Below are 22,066 nucleotides of genomic sequence, written 5' to 3'. Positions count from 1 at the left end.
GTGGTGCTTACCCCTTGCCAGCAACAGCTTGTCGCCGTGAACTGCAAGCGACTGCGCCGCCGCGCGCGGCCAAAGAAATTTGTGCGTAAAAAAACCGCTTGTGTGATGCGTCTGTTATGCGGCGTTGGGAAATATGGCGAAGCGCATATGAAGCGCGAATGGAGATCAATTTGACTGTGAGGGTTTCAGTCATACTGCCGACCTTTAACCGTTCGCGGACTTTGGCTGCGGCGGTCAATAGCGTGCTTGCCCAGTCTTACGGCGATCTGGAATTGATCGTTGTCGACGACTGTTCGAGCGAGGATATCGAGGGTCTGGTGCGCGCTATAGATGACGAACGGGTGCGCTATGTGAGGCGTGCAACGAACGGTGGGGCGGGTGCTGCACGCAATACCGGCCTGGCTGAAGCCAAGGGCACATATATCGCCTTTCAAGACAGCGACGATATCTGGCTGCCACGCAAGCTGGAGCGGCAACTTGCATTGTTCAAGGGTCTTCCCGACACTATTGGCGTCGTGACTGGCGCCAAGATCCTTTATGGACGCGATGAGGCTTTCAACTTCGGGCCGGCAAAAATCGCCTATGCGCCATCACCGGCCCGGCCTTTGCGCCTCGACGAGGATCAACGTGTCCGTCTGCTGAGCGAAAACCGCATCAGTGTGCAAAACGCCCTGTTCAGAAAAGATTGCTATCCCGGTCGTGTTTGGTTCGATGAATGTGCAAGAGCCAATGAGGATTGGGAGTTCGCGACCCGCCTGGTGCAGCACACAAAGGTTTTTGAAGATATAGAGCCGGTCGTTTTGGGTTTCATCTCGTCTGATGGCATATCGTCGAACAGCAGGAAGCAGACGATAGGGTTGCTTCGGATCATCAACAAGAACCGCGAGATATTGGAGACGATGCCGAAGGTGCGATCGCTTTTGTTGATCGACGTCGCCATCTATATGTTCAATGCTGGAAAGCGCAAATCTGCGTCAAAATTCGTACTGGCTGCGCTGCAGGTCTACCCTCTTCATACCGGCAAGATCGCTGTAACGGCTGTGCGAAGATCATGGCGGGCAGTGCGAAGCCGCTTGCGCAAACCGGCAGTGGTGGCCGACGATCTGATGCATGAGCCGAAACACGAATTTGTCGCCCCGGTTTTATAACATTAGCCAAGGATGATGTTGGTGTCAGCCCTTGTTCGAGCGGTCATGCCGCTGAACCGACAGGGGAGATTTTCAGGTGGCCACGATCCGGCGCTGGCAGCGGCTAATATATAGCGTTCGAGATCGGTGCGCTTGCGTTTTTGCGCAGGGTTGTGATTTTGAATTTCCAGTTTCAGGGCAAGCCATGCGCAATAGAGTGCCTCTCTCATTTTCCAGCGAGGGCGCGTGCTCAAAACCTTTTGGTATATGTCAAGCTGTAGCTCTGCCGCCCGAATGAGGCTGAAGCGTTCGACAGCAACCTGCCGCCCGAACCGGCCAAGTGTTTCGCGCAAGGCGGGATCGTGAAGCAGTGTTTCGATTTGCCCGGCGAGGTCGCTTGTGTCGAAAGACGCCTCGCCCAGTCCGAAAAAGCCTTGCCACATGAACAGCTTTTGTGTGGAGGGGTCGAATATTTCGGAAAATGCCTGCTCTCCCTGAACGATTACGGGGCGTCCGATTGCCATTGCACGCAAGGCTGAACTGCCCATGCCGAGTATGAGATCAGCGGCAGCATAGGCCGCGCGAGGATCCATATCTGAGCCATGAAAAATGATGACTTCACGCCCATGTTCTTCGTTGACGGCGTTGGCTCTCAACTCGAGCGCAGCGCGTGCCGGGCCGTCGCCGACCAGAACCAACCGCACTGGGTGCCGATTTGCAAGTAGGGCTACCGCGTCGATTGCACGAACCAGCGCGTCGATTTTAAGGTCCAGAGCCAGTCGCGATACACTGACAATAAGGAAGTCGTCATTTGCGATTTGATGCTTGTTCCTGAAGGCAGACCCGTCGAGTTGCGGACTGTCACGTTCGGTATCGATAGGCGGTTCAATAACCCAGACATCGCTGCGTTGTACTTTGCGGGCGTCATCGCCGAGTTCTTCCGTGCCCATGATGAGTGGTACGGAGGCAGGGATGAAGGGAGGCACTCCCATGCTCAACACGGTACAGACAAGTGGCGTTCCCAAAACACAGGCTGCGCCATAATAGGCGTCGAGGCAGCTCGACCATTCGTAGGTGTGGACGATGTCGATCCGCTCCTTTCGCACGATCGACGCTATCTGGGCGATACGTGACGGTGCCGGGCGATAGGGCAGGGTTCGAGCCGGCAGAAACCGCAATCCTCGCATCTTGATATATTCAACGAGCGGGCCGGGAATACCGTAGACGATGACCTCATGGCCCGCTGCCGAAGCGCTCGATGCCAGGTCTATTGCGTTGATCTGGCTGCCACCAATCGACAGGTCATGGGGATATACAAGAATACGCAATATTTATTTCCTGGGATGTTCAATATCGAGCGAAGAAATCCATAAAGTTTAATGTATATTTTATGCTCGCTTCGATCAACTTATGGTTGGGAGAATATCCAAGCATAAAGCTGTAGTTTGAAGTGAGGCGGCGTTACCCCTTTTGTATAGGATCGTTCGGCGTTTTGCCGAATTTACTCCCGTGGCTCGAGAACTCCATTGTCTGTGAGAAATGTAGAGATACCGCAGGGTATCCGCGGATAGATGCGCCTCATCGCGACACCAATAATAGTCGGCAATTTTGCCCGGGGTCTGTTGTCGCTGAGTACCAATTCAATCCGCGACGATGACCATGGAGTGTCGCCACGATGATTGCCACGAATGTCACACTCGGAGACGATGTTGTCATCCATCACCCCGATCTCGTCAATCTGTATGGTTGCAGCATTGGCGCGGGTTCGCGAGTTGGAACCTTTGTCGAAATCCAGAAGAACGCGGTGATCGGCCAAAACTGCAAGATCTCCAGTCACAGTTTCGTTTGCGAAGGCGTGACACTCGAAGACGGTGTCTTTGTCGGGCATGGCGTCGTGTTCACCAACGATACCCATCCGCGCGCCGTGACTGCTGGCGGCGGCTTGCAAGGCGAAGCCGACTGGACGGTGGTTCCCACCAGAGTGAAGGCACTGGCGTCGATAGGGTCTAACGCGACCATTCTGGCCGGTGTGACGATTGGCCAGGGAGCACTGGTTGGCGCAGGCGCTGTCGTGACGCGCGATGTTCCCGACTATACGATCGTTGCCGGTGTCCCCGCTGCCGTCGTTGGCAGGACAAAGGATGCGCCGCTGATTGTGCGGGCTGTGGGAGATTCCCTATGATCGGCGTGGCGGTAATAGGCTATGGCTATTGGGGCCCCAATCTTGTCCGCAATTTTGCGGAGGTCCCGAACGTCGAACTCGTCGCCGTGTGCGACCTCAACAAAGAGCGTCTGGCTCCAGTGGCGGCGCGCTATCCTAGCGTGAAAATCACCGATAATTATGACGAAGTGCTGCGTGATCCGCGCATCCATGCCGTGGCAATCGCAACGCCGGTGTCGTCGCATTTCAAGCTTGCCATGAGCGCCCTGATGGCCGGCAAGCATGTGTTCGTGGAAAAGCCGATCGCATCATCCTCGGAAGAAGCAGAGCGGCTTGTTGAGGAGGCCATCCGGCGCAAATTGGTGCTGGCCGTCGATCACACCTTTGTTCACACCGGTGCCGTCCAGAAGATGCGTGAGTTGGTCGAGACCGGTCTTGGCGATATGTACTATTACGATTCAGTCCGGGTAAATCTCGGCCTGTTTCAGCATGATGTCAGCGTTGTCTGGGATCTGGCGGTCCATGATCTTTCGATCATGGATTACGTGTTGCCGGAGAGGCCGGTAGCCGTGTCCGCGACCGGTGTCAGCCACGTTCCCGGTGAACCGGAAAATATCGCCTATCTCAACCTGTTTTTTGAAACGAACCTCATCGCCCATGTCCACGTCAATTGGCTGGCTCCCGTGAAAGTTCGCCGCACCCTGATCGGCGGCAGTCGCAGGATGATCGTCTATGACGATCTGGAGCCCAGCGAAAAGATCAAGGTTTACGACAAGGGCATCACCCTCAACGGCAATCCGCAAGCCAATGGCGAAAAGGTTTATCAGGCGCTGGTCGGCTATCGGACCGGCGATATGTGGGCACCGCACCTGAACGTGAAAGAAGCGCTCAGCACCGAATTGCGCGAATTCGCTCATTGCGTGGAACACGGTGAAACGCCGATCGCCGACGGGCAGGCAGGGTTGCGTGTCGTGCGTATTCTCGAAGCCGCAAGCCAGTCACTGGCGCAGCGCGGCCGCGTTATTGAACTCGAAAAAATCAGGCAGGTAGCATGATCCCCTTTCTCGATCTCAAGGCACAATATGCCAGCATCAAGGAAGAAGTGGATGCGGCGGCGCTGAGTGTGCTGGCTTCGACCCAATATGTGCTGGGTGACGAGGTGGCAGCCTTTGAACAGGAGTTTGCCGACTTTTGCGGGACGCGTCATGCAATCGCCGTCAATACCGGAACCAGTTCCCTCCACCTGACGCTGCTGGCGGCGGACATCGGACCGGGGGATGAAGTCATCACCGTTCCTTTTACTTTTGTCGCCAGTGTTTCGGCAATTTGCTATGTTGGCGCTCGTCCCGTGTTTGTCGATATCGACCCGAAAACCTATACGATGGACCCCGCCCAGATCGAAGCCGCGATCACGCCACGCACCAAGGCCATCCTGCCCGTGCATCTTTATGGCCAGATGGTCGACATGGCACCGATCATGGAGATTGCCGAGCGCCATGGCATTGCGGTTATTGAAGATGCCTGTCAGGCGCATGGCGCGGAATATCAGGGCCAGCGTTCGGGCAGCATGGGGACATCAGGCTGCTTTAGTTTCTATCCCGGTAAAAATCTGGGAGCCTGTGGCGAGGGCGGCGCGGTCGTTACCAATGACGATGCCGTTGCCAAGAAGGTGCGCATGTTGCGCGACTGGGGCCAGGAACAGCGCTACCATCACAAATTGAAGGGTTTCAATTACCGTATGGATGGCATCCAGGGTGCAATCTTGCGTGTCAAACTGCGCCACCTCGACAAGTGGACTGCTGCGCGCCGGGCCAATGCGCGTCTCTATTCGACTTTGCTCGCTGAAGTTGCAACGGTTGAGACGCCGACGGAATTGCTCGACCGACGCCACGTCTATCATATCTATGCTGTTCGCACGGCTGATCGTGAAAGCCTGCGCCAGAGCCTCGACGCTGTCGGTATCGCCAGCGGTTTGCACTATCCAATCCCGGTGCATTTGCAGAGTGCGCACGAGGATCTCGGCTACAAGGAAGGTGATTTTCCTCATTCCGAGCGCGCCGCGCACGAGGTTCTGTCATTGCCGCTTTATCCGGAACTGACCTCGCAACAAATCGAGACGGTTGTTCAAGCGGTCGCCGATGCGACCATGGCGGCAACGCCAAAGGCGGCGCGTGTTGGGTAAGATCGAACAGCCGGGACGTATCGTTGCGGCAGTGCATGGCCGTAAATCGGCGGTGCCGGAACCGGATTTCGTTACTGGCCTCGTGGGTGCTTTACGCGATGCTTATGATGCCAAGGGCCTGATTGATCTCTATCAGCGTTTTATGTCCGGTGACGGTTTTATCGACGCGACCATGAGGCGCACGATATGGCGTGCGCTGGCACTTCGCTGCGGCGCTGGCTTGCAGGTGGGTTCGAACGCCGGCTTCAGGCACATCGAAACCTTTGAGATCGGTGCAGGCGTTTTCATTGGCTCGCAAGCGATTGTCCAAGGGCGGTTCGACGGAACCTGCGTCATCGGTGACAATACGTGGATTGGTCCGCAGGTGTTTCTGGATGCGCGCGATCTCGTCATTGGCGAGTCGGTTGGTTTTGGTCCCGGTTCGAAAATCCTCGGCTCCGAGCACAACGGCTTGCCAGCGGACGTGCCGATCATCCGTACCGATCTTGAAATTCGGCCGGTTCGCATTGGCGACTGGGCTGATATTGGCACAAACGCAACCATCCTGCCGGGCGTGAGCGTCGGCAAGGGAGCCATCATAGGTGCGGGTGCGGTGGTAACCGAAGATGTGGCGCCATTTGCGATTGTCGCAGGCGTACCTGCCAAATTTTTACGCTGGCGTCCGCAATCGGAAACAGTGCGCGGCCAACAAGACAAACTGGAGCAAGGCAATGAAGGGTAAACGGATTCTCATTACCGGGGGTGCCGGTCTGATCGGGTCTCACATTGCCGACCTCGCATCGCAGGAACAGCCGGGCGAAATCATTATCCTCGACAATTTCGTGCGCGGGCGGCGCGAGAATTTGCAGCAGGCAATGGCGGCGTTTCCGCTCACCATCGTCGATGGGGATATTCGTGATCGCGTCTTGCTGGCCAAGCTTTTCGAGGGCGTGGATATCGTTTTCCATCAGGCCGCGATCCGCATCACGCAATGCGCCGAGGAACCACGGCTTGCCTTCGATGTTCTGGCAGGCGGCACCTATAACGTGCTTGAGGCAGCCGTTGAGGCGAAAGTTTCGAAGGTCGTGGCGGCATCATCTGCCTCGGTGCTTGGTCTTGCCGAAACATTCCCCACCACCGAAGCACATCATCCCTATAACAACCGCACCATTTACGGCGCGGCCAAGGCCTTTAACGAGGGCCTGTTGCGATCCTTTGCCGAAATGTATGGCTTGCGCTATGCGGCCTTGCGTTACTTCAACGTCTATGGCCCGCGCATGGATGTTCATGGCGCCTATACGGAAGTCCTGATCCGCTGGATGGAGCGCCTCGCGGAAGGCAAGGCACCACTGATCTATGGTGACGGCTTGCAAACGATGGACTTCGTTCATGTCCACGACATTGCCCGCGTCAATATGCTGGCGGCCAAGGCCGATGTCACTGACGAGGTCTTCAATGTGGCGAGCGGTACCGAAGTTAGCCTGCTGGAATTGGCGCAAAGGTTGAGCGCGGTCATGGGCTCTTCACTGGCTCCCGAGCATGTGACGGCGCGCACCGTAAATGGTGTGACACGGCGACTGGCCGACACCTCGAAAGCCAAGACGATGCTGGGTTTCGAAGCCACCACGAGCCTTGATGACGGTCTTCGCGATCTCGTTGCCTGGTGGCGCGCGGAACGGGAAACAGCACAGGTCGCCGCCGAATGAGCAAGCCCCTCAACCAGATTGCCGTAGCCAAACCTGTTCTCGATGAGCAGGAGGCCGATGCAGCGCGCCGCGTTATTCTTTCCGGTTGGGTGACGCAGGGGCCTGAAGTCGCAGCCTTCGAGCGCGAATTCGCAGAAACCGTCGGCGCGCCGCATGCCTGCGCCGTTTCCAATTGCACGACGGCACTACATCTGGCGCTGAAGGCGGTTGGGGTGGAAGCGGACGATGAGGTTATCACCGTCAGTCATTCCTTTATCGCTACCGCCAATGCCATCGTCTATTGTGGCGCGAAACCCGTTTTCGTCGATATCTCCGTTGATGGTTACAATATCGATGCCGGGCTTGTAGAGGCGTCGATATCGCCGCGCACCAAGGCTATTCTATGCGTGCATCAGCTTGGCATGCCTTGCGATCTGAGCAAGATCATGGATGTTGCCAGGCGCCATGCAATCCCTGTTATCGAGGACGCAGCCTGCGCCATTGGCAGCGAGATTCTGATGAATGGCCAATGGGAGAAAATTGGCAAACCGCATGGTGATATAGCTTGCTTTTCATTTCATCCGCGCAAGGTGATTACCACCGGCGATGGCGGTATGCTGACCACGGCCAATGCCGAATATGATCGGAAATTCCGCTTATGGCGTCAGCACAGCATGAGCGTTGCTGACACGGTCAGGCACAGTTCAAGCTCCGTCATCTACGAAACCTATCCTGAGGTCGGTTTCAATTATCGCATGACGGACGTGCAGGCTGCTATCGGGCGCGAACAGTTGCGCAAGCTTCCTGAAATCGTTGCGCGGCGCAGGGAGATCGCCGCCGAATATAGTGAACGTCTTGGGCGCATTGCGGGTTTGGTGGCACCATTGGAACCCGAATGGTGCCGAAGCAATTGGCAAAGCTATTGCGTGGCCTTGCCACGCGGTGTCGATCAGCGTGAAGTCATGCAAGGTTGTCTTGATCTGGGCATTTCAACCCGCCGAGGCATCATGAATATCCACCTTGAGACGGCTTATCAGCATTCCGAGGCGTTTCGTCAGGGGTCGAGCCTGCAAAACAGTGTAACTGCGCAGACCGGTTCGATCATCCTGCCGCTTTATACCCAGATGACCGAAGCAGAAATTGCCAGGGTGGTCGATTCGATCGAGCAGGTTCTGGGCAAAATGGGGCAGGTCTCTGCGGTTGCCTGAAGGCGAGCGGGATTAGTGCATGTCGCCCAAAAGTGTGCAGCGGTTTTGGAACAACGACATGCACGAAAACAGAGGCTTAAAGTACCCTGCATCCCTTTGGACGCGATGTGCTGTAAAGCGAAAAGCGCTCTACTTCACCTTCACCATGAAACGGCGAACGATGGCTGGCAGCGCTTCCGCAGGCAGCAATGTCGCCAGGCGTTGCAGCGAATAAAGCCCAGTGCAGAGCGTGAAAACGAGGCCGATTGCGGTGGCTGGCCAAAATGGCAGCGCCATGAACCCGGCAAAAACAATTGCAGTCGCGGGCAGGAAAATAAGGCCAAGGATGCGGTTTTCTGTCGACCAGTGAAACCCGCTGAGGCGGCGCACGACGATGTAAATCAACGCACTATGCCAGACATAGAGCCCAAAAAAGGCGATGCCGGCACCCGTCAGGCCGACATGTGGCACGAGCAGCCATGCCAGGCCGACATGAACGGTGGTTGCCGCGACCTCGGTCCAGAAGAAGACTTTGCGGTCGCCCTTGGCCAGAACGATATACCCCATCGGCCAGGCAACGATACGAAGCATCATGCCAAGGCAGATCCAGCGCAGCAGGTTCACCGCTGGCGCGAACTCATGCGAATAAAATACGGTCATCACCAGCGGCGCGACGGTTAGTGTTCCGAGCAATCCGGGACCGGCCAGCAAAATGCTGATCTGTGCCTGCTCATTGACGAGGCGATTGCATTCGCTGTTGTTGTTGGCAACCGCAGTCAAGCGCGGAAAGAAATCGGTTCCCATGGCTTGCAGGATGAAGCCGGCATAAAGGCCGCCGAGCGCCCAGGCGGCCTGATAAAGACCGGCGGCCTCAAACCCTTCCTGACGCAGCACGATCAGCCGGATCGCGTAAGCAGCCCCCGTTGTCAGGAAGGCGCTCGCCATGAACACCACGCCGAGCTTTAAGAGTGCTGCGGCTTCCTGCCCGACTTCGCGGGTCGAGAGCGTGACCGGTTTGATGCTGATTTTTCTGGCGTACCACCACGAGGTTAGAACCGAAGCTACCGCCATGGCGACAAGGGCTGGAACAATGCCGCTTTCGCCAAAGAAATAAACCATCGGAATGCCGATCACGGTGCTGAAAAACGCTCCAAGCACGGTGATCTGCGCCAGATGCGATATCCGCCGCATGCCTTGAACCAGCGCCATTTGTCCGGCTGCAATCAGTTGAAGACAAACGGCGGCACCTAAAAGCATTACGGCACTGGCGTGGACATTGTCGCCAAAGGTGAATTGCGAGACAGGCACCGAAAATAGACCGAGAAGCAGCGCACCAGCTAGTCCGAGCACGATCGAAATGCGTCTCAGCATGACTGTCGTGCGCGCGATCCGCTCCTCATCTTCGGTGGCGGTGGCTTCGGCGATCTGGCGCACACCGCTCACCGGGATGCCCAGCCCGGCCAATGTCTGCGTCAGGTCTATGATGGAAGTGTAAAGCCCCATCAGGCCGACGCCCGACGGCCCCAGTAACAATGCCATTGCCTTGTTGCGGATGATGGAGAACCCGATATTGACGATGGAAGAGCCGCCGATCATCGCCGTCGACTTGAGGATTTGCGAATAGCTCTGCCGCTCAGGCTCCTCAGGTGGCTTGATCGTCGTATAGATCATTCCCATTCCTCACCCCTCGCCTTCGCCAGCAATCAGGCGTCGAACGACATTGTCGGTGCTGGAGTGCCAATCGACAGCATGGACATCGAATATGTGCTGTACTTTCGCGCATGACAGACGTGAATTTGCCGGGCGCTTGGCTTTGGCTGGATAATCTGCCGTCGCAATGTCCTTCACGTCAGCAGATGGTCCGCCATTATCCTGGCTGACGCTGAACACATGGCGCGCAAATCCGGCCCAGTTCGTCTCGCCCGCACCGCTGAAATTGTAGATACCGGTGTTTTCGCTTTCGATTTTCGGTGCGATCTGAAGAAGCGCCTCGGCGATGTCGAGCGCACATGTCGGGTTGCCCCATTGATCTGCCACCACGGAAATCGTGTCGCGATCCCTGGCCAGCCGCAACATGGTCTTGACGAAATTCGCCCCGAACGGGCTGTAAATCCAGCTCGTGCGAAGAATGACATGGTTCGCATTGGCCTTGGCGACGGCCTTCTCGCCCTCAAGCTTGGTTGTGCCGTAAACCGTGTTGGGGCGGGGCTCATTGTCCTCGCAATAAGGGCTGTGGCTGTCGCCGGAAAATACATAATCCGTAGACAGGTGGATGACCGGCGCACCAACCAGTGCGGCGGCCTCGGCAACTGCGGCGGCACCATCCACGTTAATCGCGTGAGCAAGTTCCGGTTCGTCCTCGGCGCGGTCGACTGCGGTATAAGCGGCCGCCGAAACCACGACATCGGGACGATGAGCCGCGATGGAGCGAAGAACGGATGTGCGCTCTGTCAAATCCAGTTCGGGGCGGCCAATGGCAATGACCTCGAATTCGGGATGGTTTGCACCGACCTCGACAAGGCTGGCCGCGACTTGCCCGGCTCTGCCCGTAACGAGGAGTCTCATTGCGCCGCCGCCAGGCTACCCAATCGTTGTCCAGCATAAGTGCCGTTGCGGATAGGAAGCCACCACCACTCATTGCCAACATACCAGTCGATGGTTCGCGCCAATCCGGTTTCGAAACTTTCAAGCGGCTTCCAGCCCAGTTCGCCCTGAATTTTCGTAATATCCATGGCGTAGCGCCGGTCATGTCCGGGGCGGTCCGCCACGAAGGAGATGAGATCGCGCCGCGGCGCGCCGCTCTTGCGTGGCATCCTGTTGTCGAGCAGATCGCAAATTGTTTCGACGACACCAAGATTGGTGCGCTCCGCGATGCCGCCAATATTGTAGCTTTCCCCGATACGCCCCTGACGGGCGACAAGGCTAAGCGCCCGGACGTGATCCTCGACATGAAGCCAGTCGCGCACATTGGCACCCTTGCCATAGACGGGAAGCGGCCGTTCTTCCATCGCATTGAGGATCGTCAGCGGAATGAGCTTTTCGGGAAAATGGAACGGGCCGTAATTATTGGAGCAGTTCGACAAAACGACAGGCAGGCCGAATGTATGGTGCCAGGCGCGCACAAGATGATCGGACGCAGCCTTGGATGCCGAATAGGGCGAGGAGGGCGCATAGGGCGTGTCCTCGCGAAACGAGCCGGAATCGAGCGGCAGATCGCCGAACACTTCATCGGTGGAAATATGATGGAAACGAAATGTCTCGGCAGCACTGCCTGAAAGACTGCTCCAATATTTCAGTGCGGCTTGAAGCAGGCGAAAGGTGCCGATGATGTTGGTGTCCATGAAGGCCGCTGGCCCGTCGATGGAACGATCGACGTGGGATTCGGCTGCAAGATGCATGATGTGATCGATTTTTTCGGCTTGCAGAATGGCACCCACCAGCGCCTCGTCGCCAATGTCGCCTTCGACGAAACGGTAATTGGGCAGATTTTCAATCGAACGCAGCGATGCGAGATTGCCCGCATAGGTCAGCTTGTCGAGATTGACGACCCGGTTTTGCCGATCACTGACGAGATAGCGGCACAATGCCGAACCGATGAATCCGGCGCCGCCGGTGATGAGTATGTTCATGGGTGCGCGCCTGTCATGAGAGGGTAAGGCCCGCCACGCCTGCCAGTAGTGGGGCGTTGCGGTCCTTTTCGGACAGTGTGAATTGCGATGTAACTGCTGGCCATGCGATGCCGATCTGCGGGTCGTCGAAGCGGATCGAACGATCGTGATCGGGAGCGTAGTAGTCCGTCGTCTTGTAGATGACTTCGGTGTCTGGTTCGAGCGTCAGGAAACCGTGGGCGAAGCCCTTGGGTATCAAGATCTGGTTCCACGCCTTGGCTGAAACCTCTAGTCCGACCCATTTTGCGAAGGTTTGCGAGCGAGGGCGAATATCGACGGCGACATCGTAGATCGCGCCGCGAACCACACGCACCAGCTTGTCCTGTGCATGGGGGGCCATCTGGTAGTGCAGCCCTCGCAAGGTTCCAATGTCTGCCGAGAACGAATGATTGTCCTGAACGAAATTCAGCGACAGGCCAGCGTCGTGAAAATGGCGCGAATTCCACGTTTCGGAAAAGAAACCACGATCGTCGCCGAATTTCTTTGGCCGGATTTCGAGCACGCCTTCAAGGTCGAGCGGTTTGATCTCGAGGCTCATTGCACGATTTCCTCGACGCGGTTGCGCAAGTAAGCGGCATAGGACGTATTGCCAAGCATATTGGCGCGTTCCAGAATTTTTTCCGGTTCAAGCCAGCCCATGTCGAGCGCAATCTCTTCGGGACAGGCAATCTGCACCCCTTGGCGGCGCTCGACGGTGCGCACGAAGGACGAGGCATCGTAGAGGCTGTCATAGGTGCCCGTATCGAGCCACGCATAGCCGCGCCCGAGACGGCACACATGCAGCGCGTCTCGTTCGAGATAGATGTTGTTGACAGTGGTTATCTCAAGTTCGCCGCGCGCCGATGGGCTGATGGACTTCGCGATTTCGACAACATCATTGTCGTAGAAATAAAGCCCTGTCACCGCCCAGTTGGATTTAGGCTTTGAGGGTTTTTCCTCGATGCTAATGGCCTTGCCGGTCGCCTTGTCGAAATCGACGACGCCATAACGTTCAGGCTCATCGACGTGATAGGCGAAAACGGTCGCCCCGGTCGATCTCAACGCAGCTTCGCGGCACACATCCGGCAATCCGTGTCCAAAAAACAGATTGTCGCCAAGTATCATGGCCACGTTGTCGTTTCCGATGAAATCGCTGCCGAGTATGAAAGCCTCGGCCAAGCCGTTGGGATTAGCCTGTTCGGTGTAGGAAAGATTGAGGCCGAAGTCGGAACCATCGCCCAGCAGGGCCTTGAAACTTGGAAGATCGCGTGGCGTCGAAATGATGAGAATGTCGCGAATGCCAGCCAGCATCAGCACACTCAGCGGATAGTAAACCATCGGCTTGTCGTAGACAGGCAATATCTGTTTCGATACGGCAATGGTCAGCGGGTATAGGCGTGTGCCGCTGCCGCCCGCGAGAATGATCCCCTTCACAACGCCCCCATCATCGGTGTCCCCGTGGTCATTGGCCAGCTTCTCCGGCTTGGTTTTCCGTCAAAAAGTTCTCCGGCAAGCTGTCGCCTGTTGCCAGACCCACCCGGCTCGAAACAACCTTGACGACATCACCCGGCAGCAAGGCAGTGGATTCCTCTGCTGGCATGGTGACTTCCTGGCCGTCATTCGAGCGCGTGATCGAATAGCTGAGAGTCGGCTGTTCAGTGCTTTCGGCTGTACGGCTCGTTGATGATGAAAGCATATCGAGAAGCAGGCCCTGTGAGACGTCTCGCTTGAGCTTGAGTTGCTCCAGACGCGCCTGTTCGTCCTGCATTTCGGAGGCGACTTCCGTCTGATGCTTGTCGTGCAGGCCTTCGAGATTGCGCGTGGCCTCGGCGATGTTTTGCCTTGCTCTCATTTCCGCTGTGACCTGATCGAGACGGTCGGATCGATAGCCCGCCACCAGGCGTTCGAGGTTCGACTGGCGCGAGACGACCGCCAATCCCTTGCCAACAAGGACTTTCACGCCATCGAGTTCCCGTTCCGCGGATTTTATGCCGTCGTCGGATGCCTGGGCTTTTTGTTTGAGCGCGTCGATCTCCGCTGCAAACAAGGCCTGGAGTTCCGTAAATGATTTGGCCTGGCGTTCGATCGCCTTGGCGCGTGCCTTGAGAATGGTTGTTTCCTGTTTGGATATTTCGGCGGCAAGCTCGCTATCGGCGCCGGGCGGGTTCGGCGGGAATTGAATTGTATCTGCCCCCGCAGCTTCGGCTTTCAGACGCGCAATCTTGGCCTTTGCACGCAGAATCTGAATTTCAAGGCCGCGCAATTCTCCAACGAGACCGATCTGGTTGGTCACCTGTCGGGCAGTAACACGGCGTTCGCCGCCGCCCAATGCCAGCGCCTGCAAGACGGACAACCCGCTACGGAATTTGTACTCACCCGGCCTGGCCACATCACCGACCACATAGATTGGCGCATATTCAAGGATCTCAACCGTGGTGTCGGGCCTGTCGACCAGCCCGGTCTTGGTCTGGATTCGCTTGGCGATTTCTGCGGCGAGTTTCATGGAATCCATCTCGCCGACCGGGATTGCCCCAATGACCGGCAAGACGATGGTGCCATCATCCGAGACGACGAACTCGCCGCCCAGTGCGGGCCATTCTTCGTAGCTTCCCTTCATCGGCATCCACTGCAACACGCTCACGCGCAATTTGGTTTGCGGAGAAAGCGCGCCACCACCGGCCATCGCAGGGAGGCAATATGCAACGACGCCAAACAAGATCATGCCTGCCAATGTGAGACGGCGCATGCACTTTACAAAGTGGCGGCAAATGGCACTCATCGATTTCTCCAGGCTTGCCGGGTTGGAAGCAGGTTCGTGCCCGCTCAATACGCCGTCGCATTCTCATTTCATCTGCGACGGGCATTTCGCGCACCCGGTGCGTTACCGGGATGCCCCCAATGTGCCAATTTATCTAGCCCTTGCTAAGGTTTAGATCGGAGAGGATGGCTCATCCATTTTGGTGTGCATGAGTTGCGAGATCAGCCAAACAGGATACCGGAGCCTACATACGAGGCGAAAAGACATGACGTTAGGTCGAGTTGGTCGTGAACGGTTTGCATATCGCCTTGTATTCGCCGCAAAATCGTCGTGTCTGGTACTCAAGTCTCATTGAGACATGGGCGGATGGCGTCTTTTTTGCGCTATTGTGGATGTTTTTCACGCCCTCAGTCCAAATGATCGAGAACGCCCGACTGATCTGGCTAGTTCATTTGGATGAGACAGATGAACGCAGCATCTCCGCCAGCATCCCACGTTTGAGTAGAACATCAACCCTATTGCGCCGTCGCGATGCTTACCAAGCTGCAATATCGTTGGCGACAGATCAACGCGTTATGGCGCAAATGGCGGCACTGTTATGGGCTGGCCTGCTGTGAGGGTGACTTGAGCCACACGACCCGGAAAAAACGCAGAAAAGAAGAAGTCGAGCCTGGCCAATGGAAGCAACGAGCGAAGCGCCAATGAATGGAAAGCACGCAGTTGGGAAAATATTCGAGTCGCGAAAGGTAATTCTGTTCGTGACGCCGCATGGAGCGATCTCTGAAAGCTTGATCTATGCGCTTGATCGGGAATTTCCCTGGCTCGACATCAAACAGGTTGATCGTGTCGAACTGGCCTGTCTTCCTTTCGATTATCCTGTTGCGTTGATCCTTATTGATCCCGCCCTTTTGCGAACGGCAGAGCGCGTATCAGCAGAACTGAAGCGCCAGCACCCGCAGGCATTGGTCGCATTGATTGAACCGGATAATCAGGACCCGGCCCTGAGCTTTCCAGATGTCTGCGAATCTCAGTTTGTTCGTGGCGTTCTTCCCATGAACCTCAGGCTCGATCTGTGGCTTTCCGTCGTGCGGCTCATGTTGCGTGGTGGAGAATATTTCCCCGTTACGATGATGCATTCCTATGCGAAGAAAATGGCGATTGGTTCGCCATCAGTGCCGCAAGGATCAGATTTGTCCCTTGAAATGTCGGGCAGGGCCAATCGCATTGCCGATTTGACGCCGCGCGAAATGCAAATTCTGGAAATGGTTTCACGTGGGCTTCAAAACAAGGCGATTGCCGTCGAGTTCAAGCTGTCTGAGCATACGGTGAAGATCCATCTCCACAATATCATCAGCAAGCTTGGCATACACAATCGCACCGAAGCTGCCGCTCGCTTTCGCGATCACCAGGCAGGCAAGATCAGGATATCGCCCGTCAACGGCAGCGATATGTAGGGCGGTATAATATCCTACCGGAAAGAGGTGCCGGGTTTCGAGGTTCACCGGTGCTCGATCTCCGGCTGACAACCGCTGCAAATTATTCCTGAAATTTCCCCAACACTAAAGTTGCGAATTCAGTTCTGCGGCTATCACTGTGTATATTGCCCCCTCTGTCCTGCCGGACATCTCCCCTCAGGTGGGGAGATCAACCTTCATTATTGTCTTTCGCCAATCACTGACGTTCCGCAACAAGTGCAACCAATAGCGACTGGCCAATCTTCCCACCTGAGGGGGAGATGCCACTCCTTGACCGACTTGACAGGACAGAGAGGGGTGAAGGAACGCAAACCCATATGCAATTGTAAAGCTAAACGCTTTCCAGATAGGTTTCGAACTCGAAATTGTTGACCCGTAACGCAAATGTCTCCAGTTCCTGACGCTTGCAGGCAATAAGAGATGCGCGCAGCACATCGGGGAAAATCTCCGTCACCAGCTCACCATGCTCAAAGCTGGCAATTGCCGACGCCCAGTCCGGCGGCAGTTTTGGCAAATCGCGTTCATAGACATCCGTGGTAACCGGATCGCCGGGGGATAGCTGACGGTCAATGCCGACAAGCGCGGCACCCAAAATGGCTGCAAGAACGAGATAGGGATTGGCATCCGCACCCGACACGCGATGCTCGATGCGTCGCGCGATCGAGGGACCGCCCGGTATACGGATGGCTGCCATACGGTTCTCGTAACCCCAGGCTACAGTAGTAGGTGCATAGGATTTCGGCCGCAGCCGCCGATAGGAATTGAAATGCGGCGCAAATACGATAGTGCTTTCCGCCATGGCTGCCAGCACGCCGCCTACAGCGTTGCGCATCAACTCCGAACCCTGATCGCTGCCGTCATCAAAGACATTTGTGCCTTCAGTGTCGATCAGGCTGAAATGAACATGGAAGCCGTTGCCCGCGCGCTTGCCATAGGGCTTGGCCATGAATGAGGCGATGAAGCCATGCTTGCGGGCAATTCCCTTGACAGTGCGCTTGAACAGCACCGCATCGTCGGCAGCGCGCATGGCATCGGCAACGTGATTGAGATTGATCTCGAATTGTCCAACGCCGTTTTCCGCGATTGCCGTATCGACAGGAATGTCTTGCAAACGGCAGGCTTCGTAAACGTCGTGCATGAATGCTTCAAAATCATCCACTTCGTCGATAGACAGGGCAGCATCGGAATCGAGCCGCCGTCCGGTGACAGGTGAAACAGGTCCTCTCGGGCGCGTTGATTTCGGATCAACCAGATAGAATTCCAGTTCGGTGGCAACGACAGGCGTCAAACCAAGGGCGCGGTAGCGGTCCAGAATGCGGGCAAGCACACGTCTCGGATCGCCAAGAAACGGCGCGCCGTCTTCGTGACTTAACCACAGTGGAATGAGAGCGGTCGGATAGGCCGTCCATTCCATTGGCAAGATGCCACGCCCCGTCCATTGGCAGATGCCATCGGCATCACCGGTCGAAAAAACCAGCTTGTTGCCTTCGATATCCTCGCCCCAGACATCGACGCCACTGACCGAATAGGGCATGCGCAACTTGCCTTCGAGCGCCTTTATTGCCTGATCGACGGGAATGCGCTTGCCGCGCATGATGCCATTGAGGTCGCAGACCGCAGCCCTCAGGCTTTGTATGTCCGGTCGGCTTGAGAGCCAGTCAAGAACGCCCGTGATCGTATCACTCAATTGCTACCCCTGGTCTGGTTGAACATGATGTAGGGAAATGATGTTTGGAGGTGCGAAAAGGAATTGAAGCCCCCTTCGATAGACGCACCGATCTGTGCGCGCCATTGCATGACGCACAACGGGTGTGACTGATTGTAGATTATGTTTTCCGGAATTTTGGTTCCGATTCCCCGCCCATACAAATGAAAGAAGTTCCAAGCTGCATTGCCCCAACGCTGCAACGTGAAAAGCCTTTCGCTCAGCCCGCATGAAGCAGGCTGCAAGTCCATATCCGCATCATATCGTTGAGCCGTGAGAATGCCAAGCACCCAAAAATGAGGGGCGTATATGGTGAATTTTGGGATGGGTCGTTGAGGCTGATACATTAAACAGGAGCGGGCGTTGCCGCCTGACGTAACGACAGGCTTGCCACTGTGCATCGGGCATTGCACAAATGCGTTGTCGGTTATGTATGTCATGATCCCGAAAAGTGTGCAGCGGTTTTCGGATAAGATCATGCTTAGGTAAAAAACATGTCATGATCCCGAAAAGTGTGCAGCGGTTTTCGGATAAGATCATGCTTAGGTAAAAAACATGTCATGATCCCGAAAAGTGTGCAGCGGTTTTCGGATAAGATCATGCTTAGGTAAAAAACATGTCATGATCCCGAAAAGTGTGCAGCGGTTTTCGGATAAGATCATGCTTAGGTAAAAAACATGTCATGATCCCGAAAAGTGTGCAGCGGTACTGGAGTTTTAAATGAACGTTGAAAAGCGGAGCGCAACGAGCGAAGGCTCACATGTCTTCGCCAATCAGCCGCAACCATACAATCCGGGAGTTCCTTTCTCGATCGATCCGGTCGATCGTGTTCGCGTCAATTTAAGCGCGGCTGAACGGCGCACGGCCTCCCTTTCCGGTCGCCGCACAGTGAAGAAACAATGGCAGGCAGCCTGGTTGGTCAGGGCGCTCCAATGCATCGACCTGACAACGCTCAATGGCGACGACACGACAGGGCGTGTGCAAAGGCTGTGCGCCAAGGCACGCCATCCGTTGCGCGCCGATCTGCAAGAGGCGTTGGGGCTGGCGGAACGCACCATCACCACCGGAGCTGTCTGCGTATATCATCGGTTTGTCGCCACTGCAGTTGAAGCGTTGCGTGGTTCAAATGTTCCGGTTGCAGCGGTATCCACTGGCTTTCCCGCCGGTCTTGCGCCGCTCGACACGCGGCTGAAAGAGATCGAAGCGTCGGTTGCCGATGGGGCTTCTGAAATCGACATCGTCATCACGCGCGAGCATGTGCTGACCGCGAATTGGCAGGCTCTCTACGACGAGGTGAAGGCTTGCAAACAAGCCTGTGGCGCGGCGCATATGAAAACGATCCTGGCGACGGGCGATTTGCAGACATTGCGCAATGTCGCGCGGGCTTCATGGGTGGCTATGATGGCCGGGTCTGATTTCATCAAGACTTCGACCGGCAAGGAAACAACCAACGCCACATTGCCGGTTACCTTGATAATGCTGCGCGCTATCCGCGACTATCGCGAGACGACCGGCCATATCGTCGGCTACAAGCCGGCTGGCGGCATCTCGACGGCCAAGGATGCGCTCGCCTATCTGGCGCTGGTCAAGGAAGAACTCGGCAATGACTGGTTGCAGCCGAATCTATTCCGCTTCGGTGCCTCGTCGCTATTGGCCGATATCGAGCGCCAACTCGAACATTATGTAACCGGTCGCTATGCGGCCCTCAGCCACCATGCCATGGCTTGACGGGGAATATTTATGACGATCGCAGAAATTCTGGACACGATGGAATATGGTCCCGCGCCTGAAAGCGACAAGGAGGCGCATGCCTGGATCAAGGGGCTTGGCGGTGAAACCAGACTGTTCATCGGGGGCAGTTGGAAAAAGCGAAGTCCGGCGAGAGCTTTGAGACGGTGGCTCCGGCGAGCGGCGAGGTGCTGGCCCGCGTGGCACAGGCCAACGCCACCGATGTTGATGCCGCGGTCAAGGCCGCTGCCAAGGCGCAGCCTGCATGGGGGGCACTTCCCGGCCATCAGCGCGCCCGTTATCTTTATGCGATTGCCCGTTTGATCCAGCGCCACAGCCGCCTGTTTGCCGTTGTCGAAACGCTGGAAAACGGCAAGCCGATCCGCGAAACTCGCGATATCGACATTCCATTGGTTATTCGCCATTTCTACCATCACGCTGGCTGGGCGCAGTTGATGGAAAGCGAATTTCCCGACAAGGAACCGCTCGGCGTTTGCGGCCAGATCATCCCGTGGAATTTTCCGCTTTTGATGTTGGCGTGGAAAATTGCCCCGGCCATCGCGCTGGGCAATACGGTCGTTCTAAAACCCGCTGAATATACGTCTTTGACCGCCATATTGTTTGCCGAAATTTGCCAGAAGGCTGGCCTGCCCGACGGCGTCGTCAACATCGTTACCGGCGATGGTGCGACCGGCGAGGCCATCGTCAATCATCCGGACGTCGCCAAGATCGCTTTTACCGGTTCGACGGAAGTGGGTCGCCGCATCCGCGAAGCAACCGCCGGTTCAGGTAAGAGCCTGACGCTGGAGCTTGGCGGCAAGTCGCCGTTTATCGTCTTTGATGATGCCGATCTCGATGCAGCGGTTGAGGGCGTGGTCGATGCCATCTGGTTCAATCAGGGCGAGGTCTGCTGCGCCGGATCGAGATTGCTGGTGCAAGAAAGCATCCACAATCAATTTATCTCCAAGTTGACGGCCCGCATGGAAACGCTGCGCGTTGGCGATCCGCTGGATAAGGCGGTCGATATCGGCGCAATCGTTCACCCGGTGCAACTGGAGCGGATCAGGTCGTTGGTGGAAACCGGCGTCAAGGAAGGTGCGCAATTGCATCAGCCAAAGGCCGCAATTCCGGCGACGGGCTGTTTTTATCCACCGACGCTGCTGACTGGCGTGCATCCCGCGTCGACTGTGTCGCGCGTCGAGATTTTCGGACCTGTCATGGTGGGTTCGACGTTTCGCACCCCGGCAGAGGCGGTGGAACTTGCCAACAACACCGAATATGGGCTGGCCGCAACCATCTGGAGCGAAACGCTTAGCCTCGCGCTTGATGTCGCGCCGAAATTGCGCTGCGGTGTCGTCTGGATCAATGGCACCAATATGTTCGATGCCGGCGTCGGATTTGGCGGCTACAAGGAATCCGGCTTTGGCAGGGAAGGCGGGCGCGAAGGACTGTCAGCCTATTGCAAGCCAAAATGGCTAGCCAAAGCCAAGCCGATTGTCGAGACGGCAACACCTGTGCCCAATGGAGAAACGGTCGCCGCCGCGTTCATCGACCGCACGGCCAAGCTTTACATTGGCGGCAAGCAGGCGCGGCCTGACGGCGGCTATTCGAAAGCTATCCTTTCCCCAAATGGGACATTGGTGGGTGAAGTCGGCGAAGGCAATCGCAAGGATATCCGCAATGCGGTGGAAGCCGCGCGCAAGGCCGCGTCATGGGCAACGGCAAGCGAGCACAATCGTGCGCAAATACTCTACTATATTGCCGAAAATCTGGAGGCGCGCAGCCGCGAATTCGCTGACCGCCTCGCGGCCATGACCGGTAAACGCGGCAAGGAAGCGGCCAGGGAAGTCGCGGCAAGTGTATCGCGGCTGTTTTCCTATGCGGCCTGGGCAGACAAATTCGAGGGAACGGTTCACAAGCCGCCATTGCGTGGCGTTGCACTGGCCATGAACGAGCCGCTCGGTGTCCTTGGCATTGCCTGTCCTGAGAGCCTCGGCCTGCTTGGCCTTGTCTCGACATTTGCGCCGGCCATAGTGACCGGCAATCGCGTCGTGGTGCTTCCATCATCCAGGCAGGCACTTGCCGCGACGGATTTTTATCAGGTTCTGGAAACCTCGGATGTGCCCGCTGGTGTCGTCAATATCGTTACCGGCGAACGTGATGTGCTGGCGCTTGAACTGGCAAAACATGAGGAAGTCGACGGCATCTGGTATTTTGGCAACAAGCAAACCGCGGCCCAAATTGAGAAAGCCTCAAGCGGCAATCTCAAGCAGGTCTGGACCGAGACGGTGCAGCGTGACTGGTTTGACCCGCACCTCGGTGAGGGAAGGGCGTTCCTGTCACGCGCCGTTCAGGTTAAAAACATCTGGGTGCCTTATGGCGAGTAGAGCGGGATCAAGGAAAAGCGGTTGCCGGTTTTCCGCCTGCATTTT

At 56.5% G+C, this 22,066-nt stretch carries 18 protein-coding genes and 1 pseudogene; 11 read left to right on the top strand and 8 right to left on the bottom strand.

Annotated features, from left to right (window positions below):
- Positions 1-176: 176 nt before the first annotated feature.
- Positions 177-1,148 (top strand): glycosyltransferase family 2 protein, encoded by a 972-nt coding sequence (locus AC0L7S_RS04335; protein WP_473474176.1) that lies wholly within the window; start codon positions 177-179, stop codon positions 1,146-1,148.
- 2 nt (positions 1,149-1,150) lie between these two features.
- Here the strand turns inward: AC0L7S_RS04335 and AC0L7S_RS04330 are convergent, their stop codons facing one another.
- A complete protein-coding gene (locus tag AC0L7S_RS04330) occupies positions 1,151-2,455 on the bottom strand; it encodes a glycosyltransferase family 4 protein (protein ID WP_473473234.1) in 1,305 nt (434 codons plus the stop codon).
- A gap of 347 nt (positions 2,456-2,802) precedes the next feature.
- Between AC0L7S_RS04330 and AC0L7S_RS04325 the strand changes: the two genes are divergently transcribed.
- From AC0L7S_RS04325 to AC0L7S_RS04300, 6 genes are read left to right on the top strand one after another with little or no spacing between them, the layout of a single operon-like run.
- The gene (locus AC0L7S_RS04325) at positions 2,803-3,309 is read left to right on the top strand and encodes an acyltransferase (RefSeq protein WP_473473233.1); all 507 of its coding nucleotides are present in this window, start codon (positions 2,803-2,805) and stop codon (positions 3,307-3,309) included.
- Positions 3,306-4,343: a Gfo/Idh/MocA family protein gene (locus tag AC0L7S_RS04320; RefSeq protein WP_473473232.1), complete on the top strand. Its 1,038-nt coding sequence runs from the start codon at positions 3,306-3,308 to the stop codon at positions 4,341-4,343. The genes AC0L7S_RS04325 and AC0L7S_RS04320 overlap by 4 nt, the downstream gene beginning before the upstream one ends.
- Positions 4,340-5,470 (top strand): DegT/DnrJ/EryC1/StrS family aminotransferase, encoded by a 1,131-nt coding sequence (locus tag AC0L7S_RS04315; RefSeq protein WP_473473231.1) that lies wholly within the window; start codon positions 4,340-4,342, stop codon positions 5,468-5,470. Before AC0L7S_RS04320 ends, AC0L7S_RS04315 begins: the two co-directional genes overlap by 4 nt.
- Entirely contained in the window at positions 5,463-6,191 is a 729-nt protein-coding gene (locus AC0L7S_RS04310; RefSeq protein ID WP_473473230.1) for an acyltransferase, read from the top strand. Before AC0L7S_RS04315 ends, AC0L7S_RS04310 begins: the two co-directional genes overlap by 8 nt.
- Positions 6,181-7,155, top strand: a complete 975-nt coding sequence (locus AC0L7S_RS04305; protein WP_473473229.1) for an NAD-dependent epimerase/dehydratase family protein — start codon at positions 6,181-6,183, stop codon at positions 7,153-7,155. The genes AC0L7S_RS04310 and AC0L7S_RS04305 overlap by 11 nt, the downstream gene beginning before the upstream one ends.
- Positions 7,152-8,342 carry a DegT/DnrJ/EryC1/StrS family aminotransferase gene (locus AC0L7S_RS04300; protein WP_473473228.1) on the top strand — a complete coding sequence of 397 codons (1,191 nt, stop codon included), beginning with the start codon at positions 7,152-7,154 and terminating at the stop codon, positions 8,340-8,342. The genes AC0L7S_RS04305 and AC0L7S_RS04300 overlap by 4 nt, the downstream gene beginning before the upstream one ends.
- A gap of 129 nt (positions 8,343-8,471) precedes the next feature.
- On the opposite strand, the gene AC0L7S_RS04295 is transcribed toward AC0L7S_RS04300, so the two are convergent.
- The 6 genes from AC0L7S_RS04295 to AC0L7S_RS04270 are packed head-to-tail and all read right to left on the bottom strand — an operon-like array spanning position 8,472 to position 14,747.
- Positions 8,472-9,992: an O-antigen translocase gene (locus AC0L7S_RS04295; RefSeq protein WP_473473227.1), complete on the bottom strand. Its 1,521-nt coding sequence runs from the start codon at positions 9,990-9,992 to the stop codon at positions 8,472-8,474.
- 9 nt (positions 9,993-10,001) lie between these two features.
- Positions 10,002-10,886 (bottom strand): dTDP-4-dehydrorhamnose reductase, encoded by an 885-nt coding sequence (gene rfbD, locus AC0L7S_RS04290; protein ID WP_473473226.1) that lies wholly within the window; start codon positions 10,884-10,886, stop codon positions 10,002-10,004.
- Positions 10,883-11,950: a dTDP-glucose 4,6-dehydratase gene (rfbB, locus tag AC0L7S_RS04285; protein WP_473473224.1), complete on the bottom strand. Its 1,068-nt coding sequence runs from the start codon at positions 11,948-11,950 to the stop codon at positions 10,883-10,885. Before rfbB ends, rfbD begins: the two co-directional genes overlap by 4 nt.
- Positions 11,951-11,963: 13 nt before the next feature.
- A complete protein-coding gene (gene rfbC / locus AC0L7S_RS04280) occupies positions 11,964-12,527 on the bottom strand; it encodes a dTDP-4-dehydrorhamnose 3,5-epimerase (RefSeq protein WP_473473223.1) in 564 nt (187 codons plus the stop codon).
- Positions 12,524-13,402: a glucose-1-phosphate thymidylyltransferase RfbA gene (gene rfbA / locus AC0L7S_RS04275; protein ID WP_473473222.1), complete on the bottom strand. Its 879-nt coding sequence runs from the start codon at positions 13,400-13,402 to the stop codon at positions 12,524-12,526. Before rfbA ends, rfbC begins: the two co-directional genes overlap by 4 nt.
- Before the next feature lie 28 nt (positions 13,403-13,430).
- Positions 13,431-14,747 (bottom strand): polysaccharide biosynthesis/export family protein, encoded by a 1,317-nt coding sequence (locus AC0L7S_RS04270; protein WP_473473221.1) that lies wholly within the window; start codon positions 14,745-14,747, stop codon positions 13,431-13,433.
- A gap of 266 nt (positions 14,748-15,013) precedes the next feature.
- Here AC0L7S_RS04270 and AC0L7S_RS04265 point away from each other — a divergent pair, with 266 nt between their 5' ends.
- Both AC0L7S_RS04265 and AC0L7S_RS04260 read left to right on the top strand, forming a co-directional pair.
- Positions 15,014-15,343, top strand: a complete 330-nt coding sequence (locus tag AC0L7S_RS04265) for a hypothetical protein (protein ID WP_473473220.1) — start codon at positions 15,014-15,016, stop codon at positions 15,341-15,343.
- 84 nt (positions 15,344-15,427) lie between these two features.
- The gene (locus AC0L7S_RS04260) at positions 15,428-16,180 is read left to right on the top strand and encodes a helix-turn-helix transcriptional regulator (RefSeq protein WP_473473219.1); all 753 of its coding nucleotides are present in this window, start codon (positions 15,428-15,430) and stop codon (positions 16,178-16,180) included.
- Positions 16,181-16,532: 352 nt separating this feature from the next.
- Here the strand turns inward: AC0L7S_RS04260 and AC0L7S_RS04255 are convergent, their stop codons facing one another.
- Positions 16,533-17,888, bottom strand: a complete 1,356-nt coding sequence (locus AC0L7S_RS04255) for a glutamine synthetase family protein (protein WP_473473218.1) — start codon at positions 17,886-17,888, stop codon at positions 16,533-16,535.
- Positions 17,889-18,626: 738 nt separating this feature from the next.
- On the opposite strand from AC0L7S_RS04255, the gene deoC reads away from it, so the two are divergent.
- Together deoC and AC0L7S_RS04245 are read left to right on the top strand one after the other, a co-directional pair.
- Complete coding sequence (gene deoC, locus AC0L7S_RS04250; protein ID WP_473473217.1) at positions 18,627-19,634, top strand: deoxyribose-phosphate aldolase; 1,008 nt, start codon at positions 18,627-18,629, stop codon at positions 19,632-19,634.
- 12 nt (positions 19,635-19,646) lie between these two features.
- A pseudogene (locus tag AC0L7S_RS04245) lies at positions 19,647-22,021 on the top strand (aldehyde dehydrogenase family protein).
- Positions 22,022-22,066: the final 45 nt, after the last annotated feature.

The organism is Mesorhizobium sp. G2-6-1 (assembly GCF_055809095.1).
The sequence above is the reverse complement of the archived record's forward strand: the minus strand, read 5'-3'. Positions and strand labels throughout refer to the sequence as shown.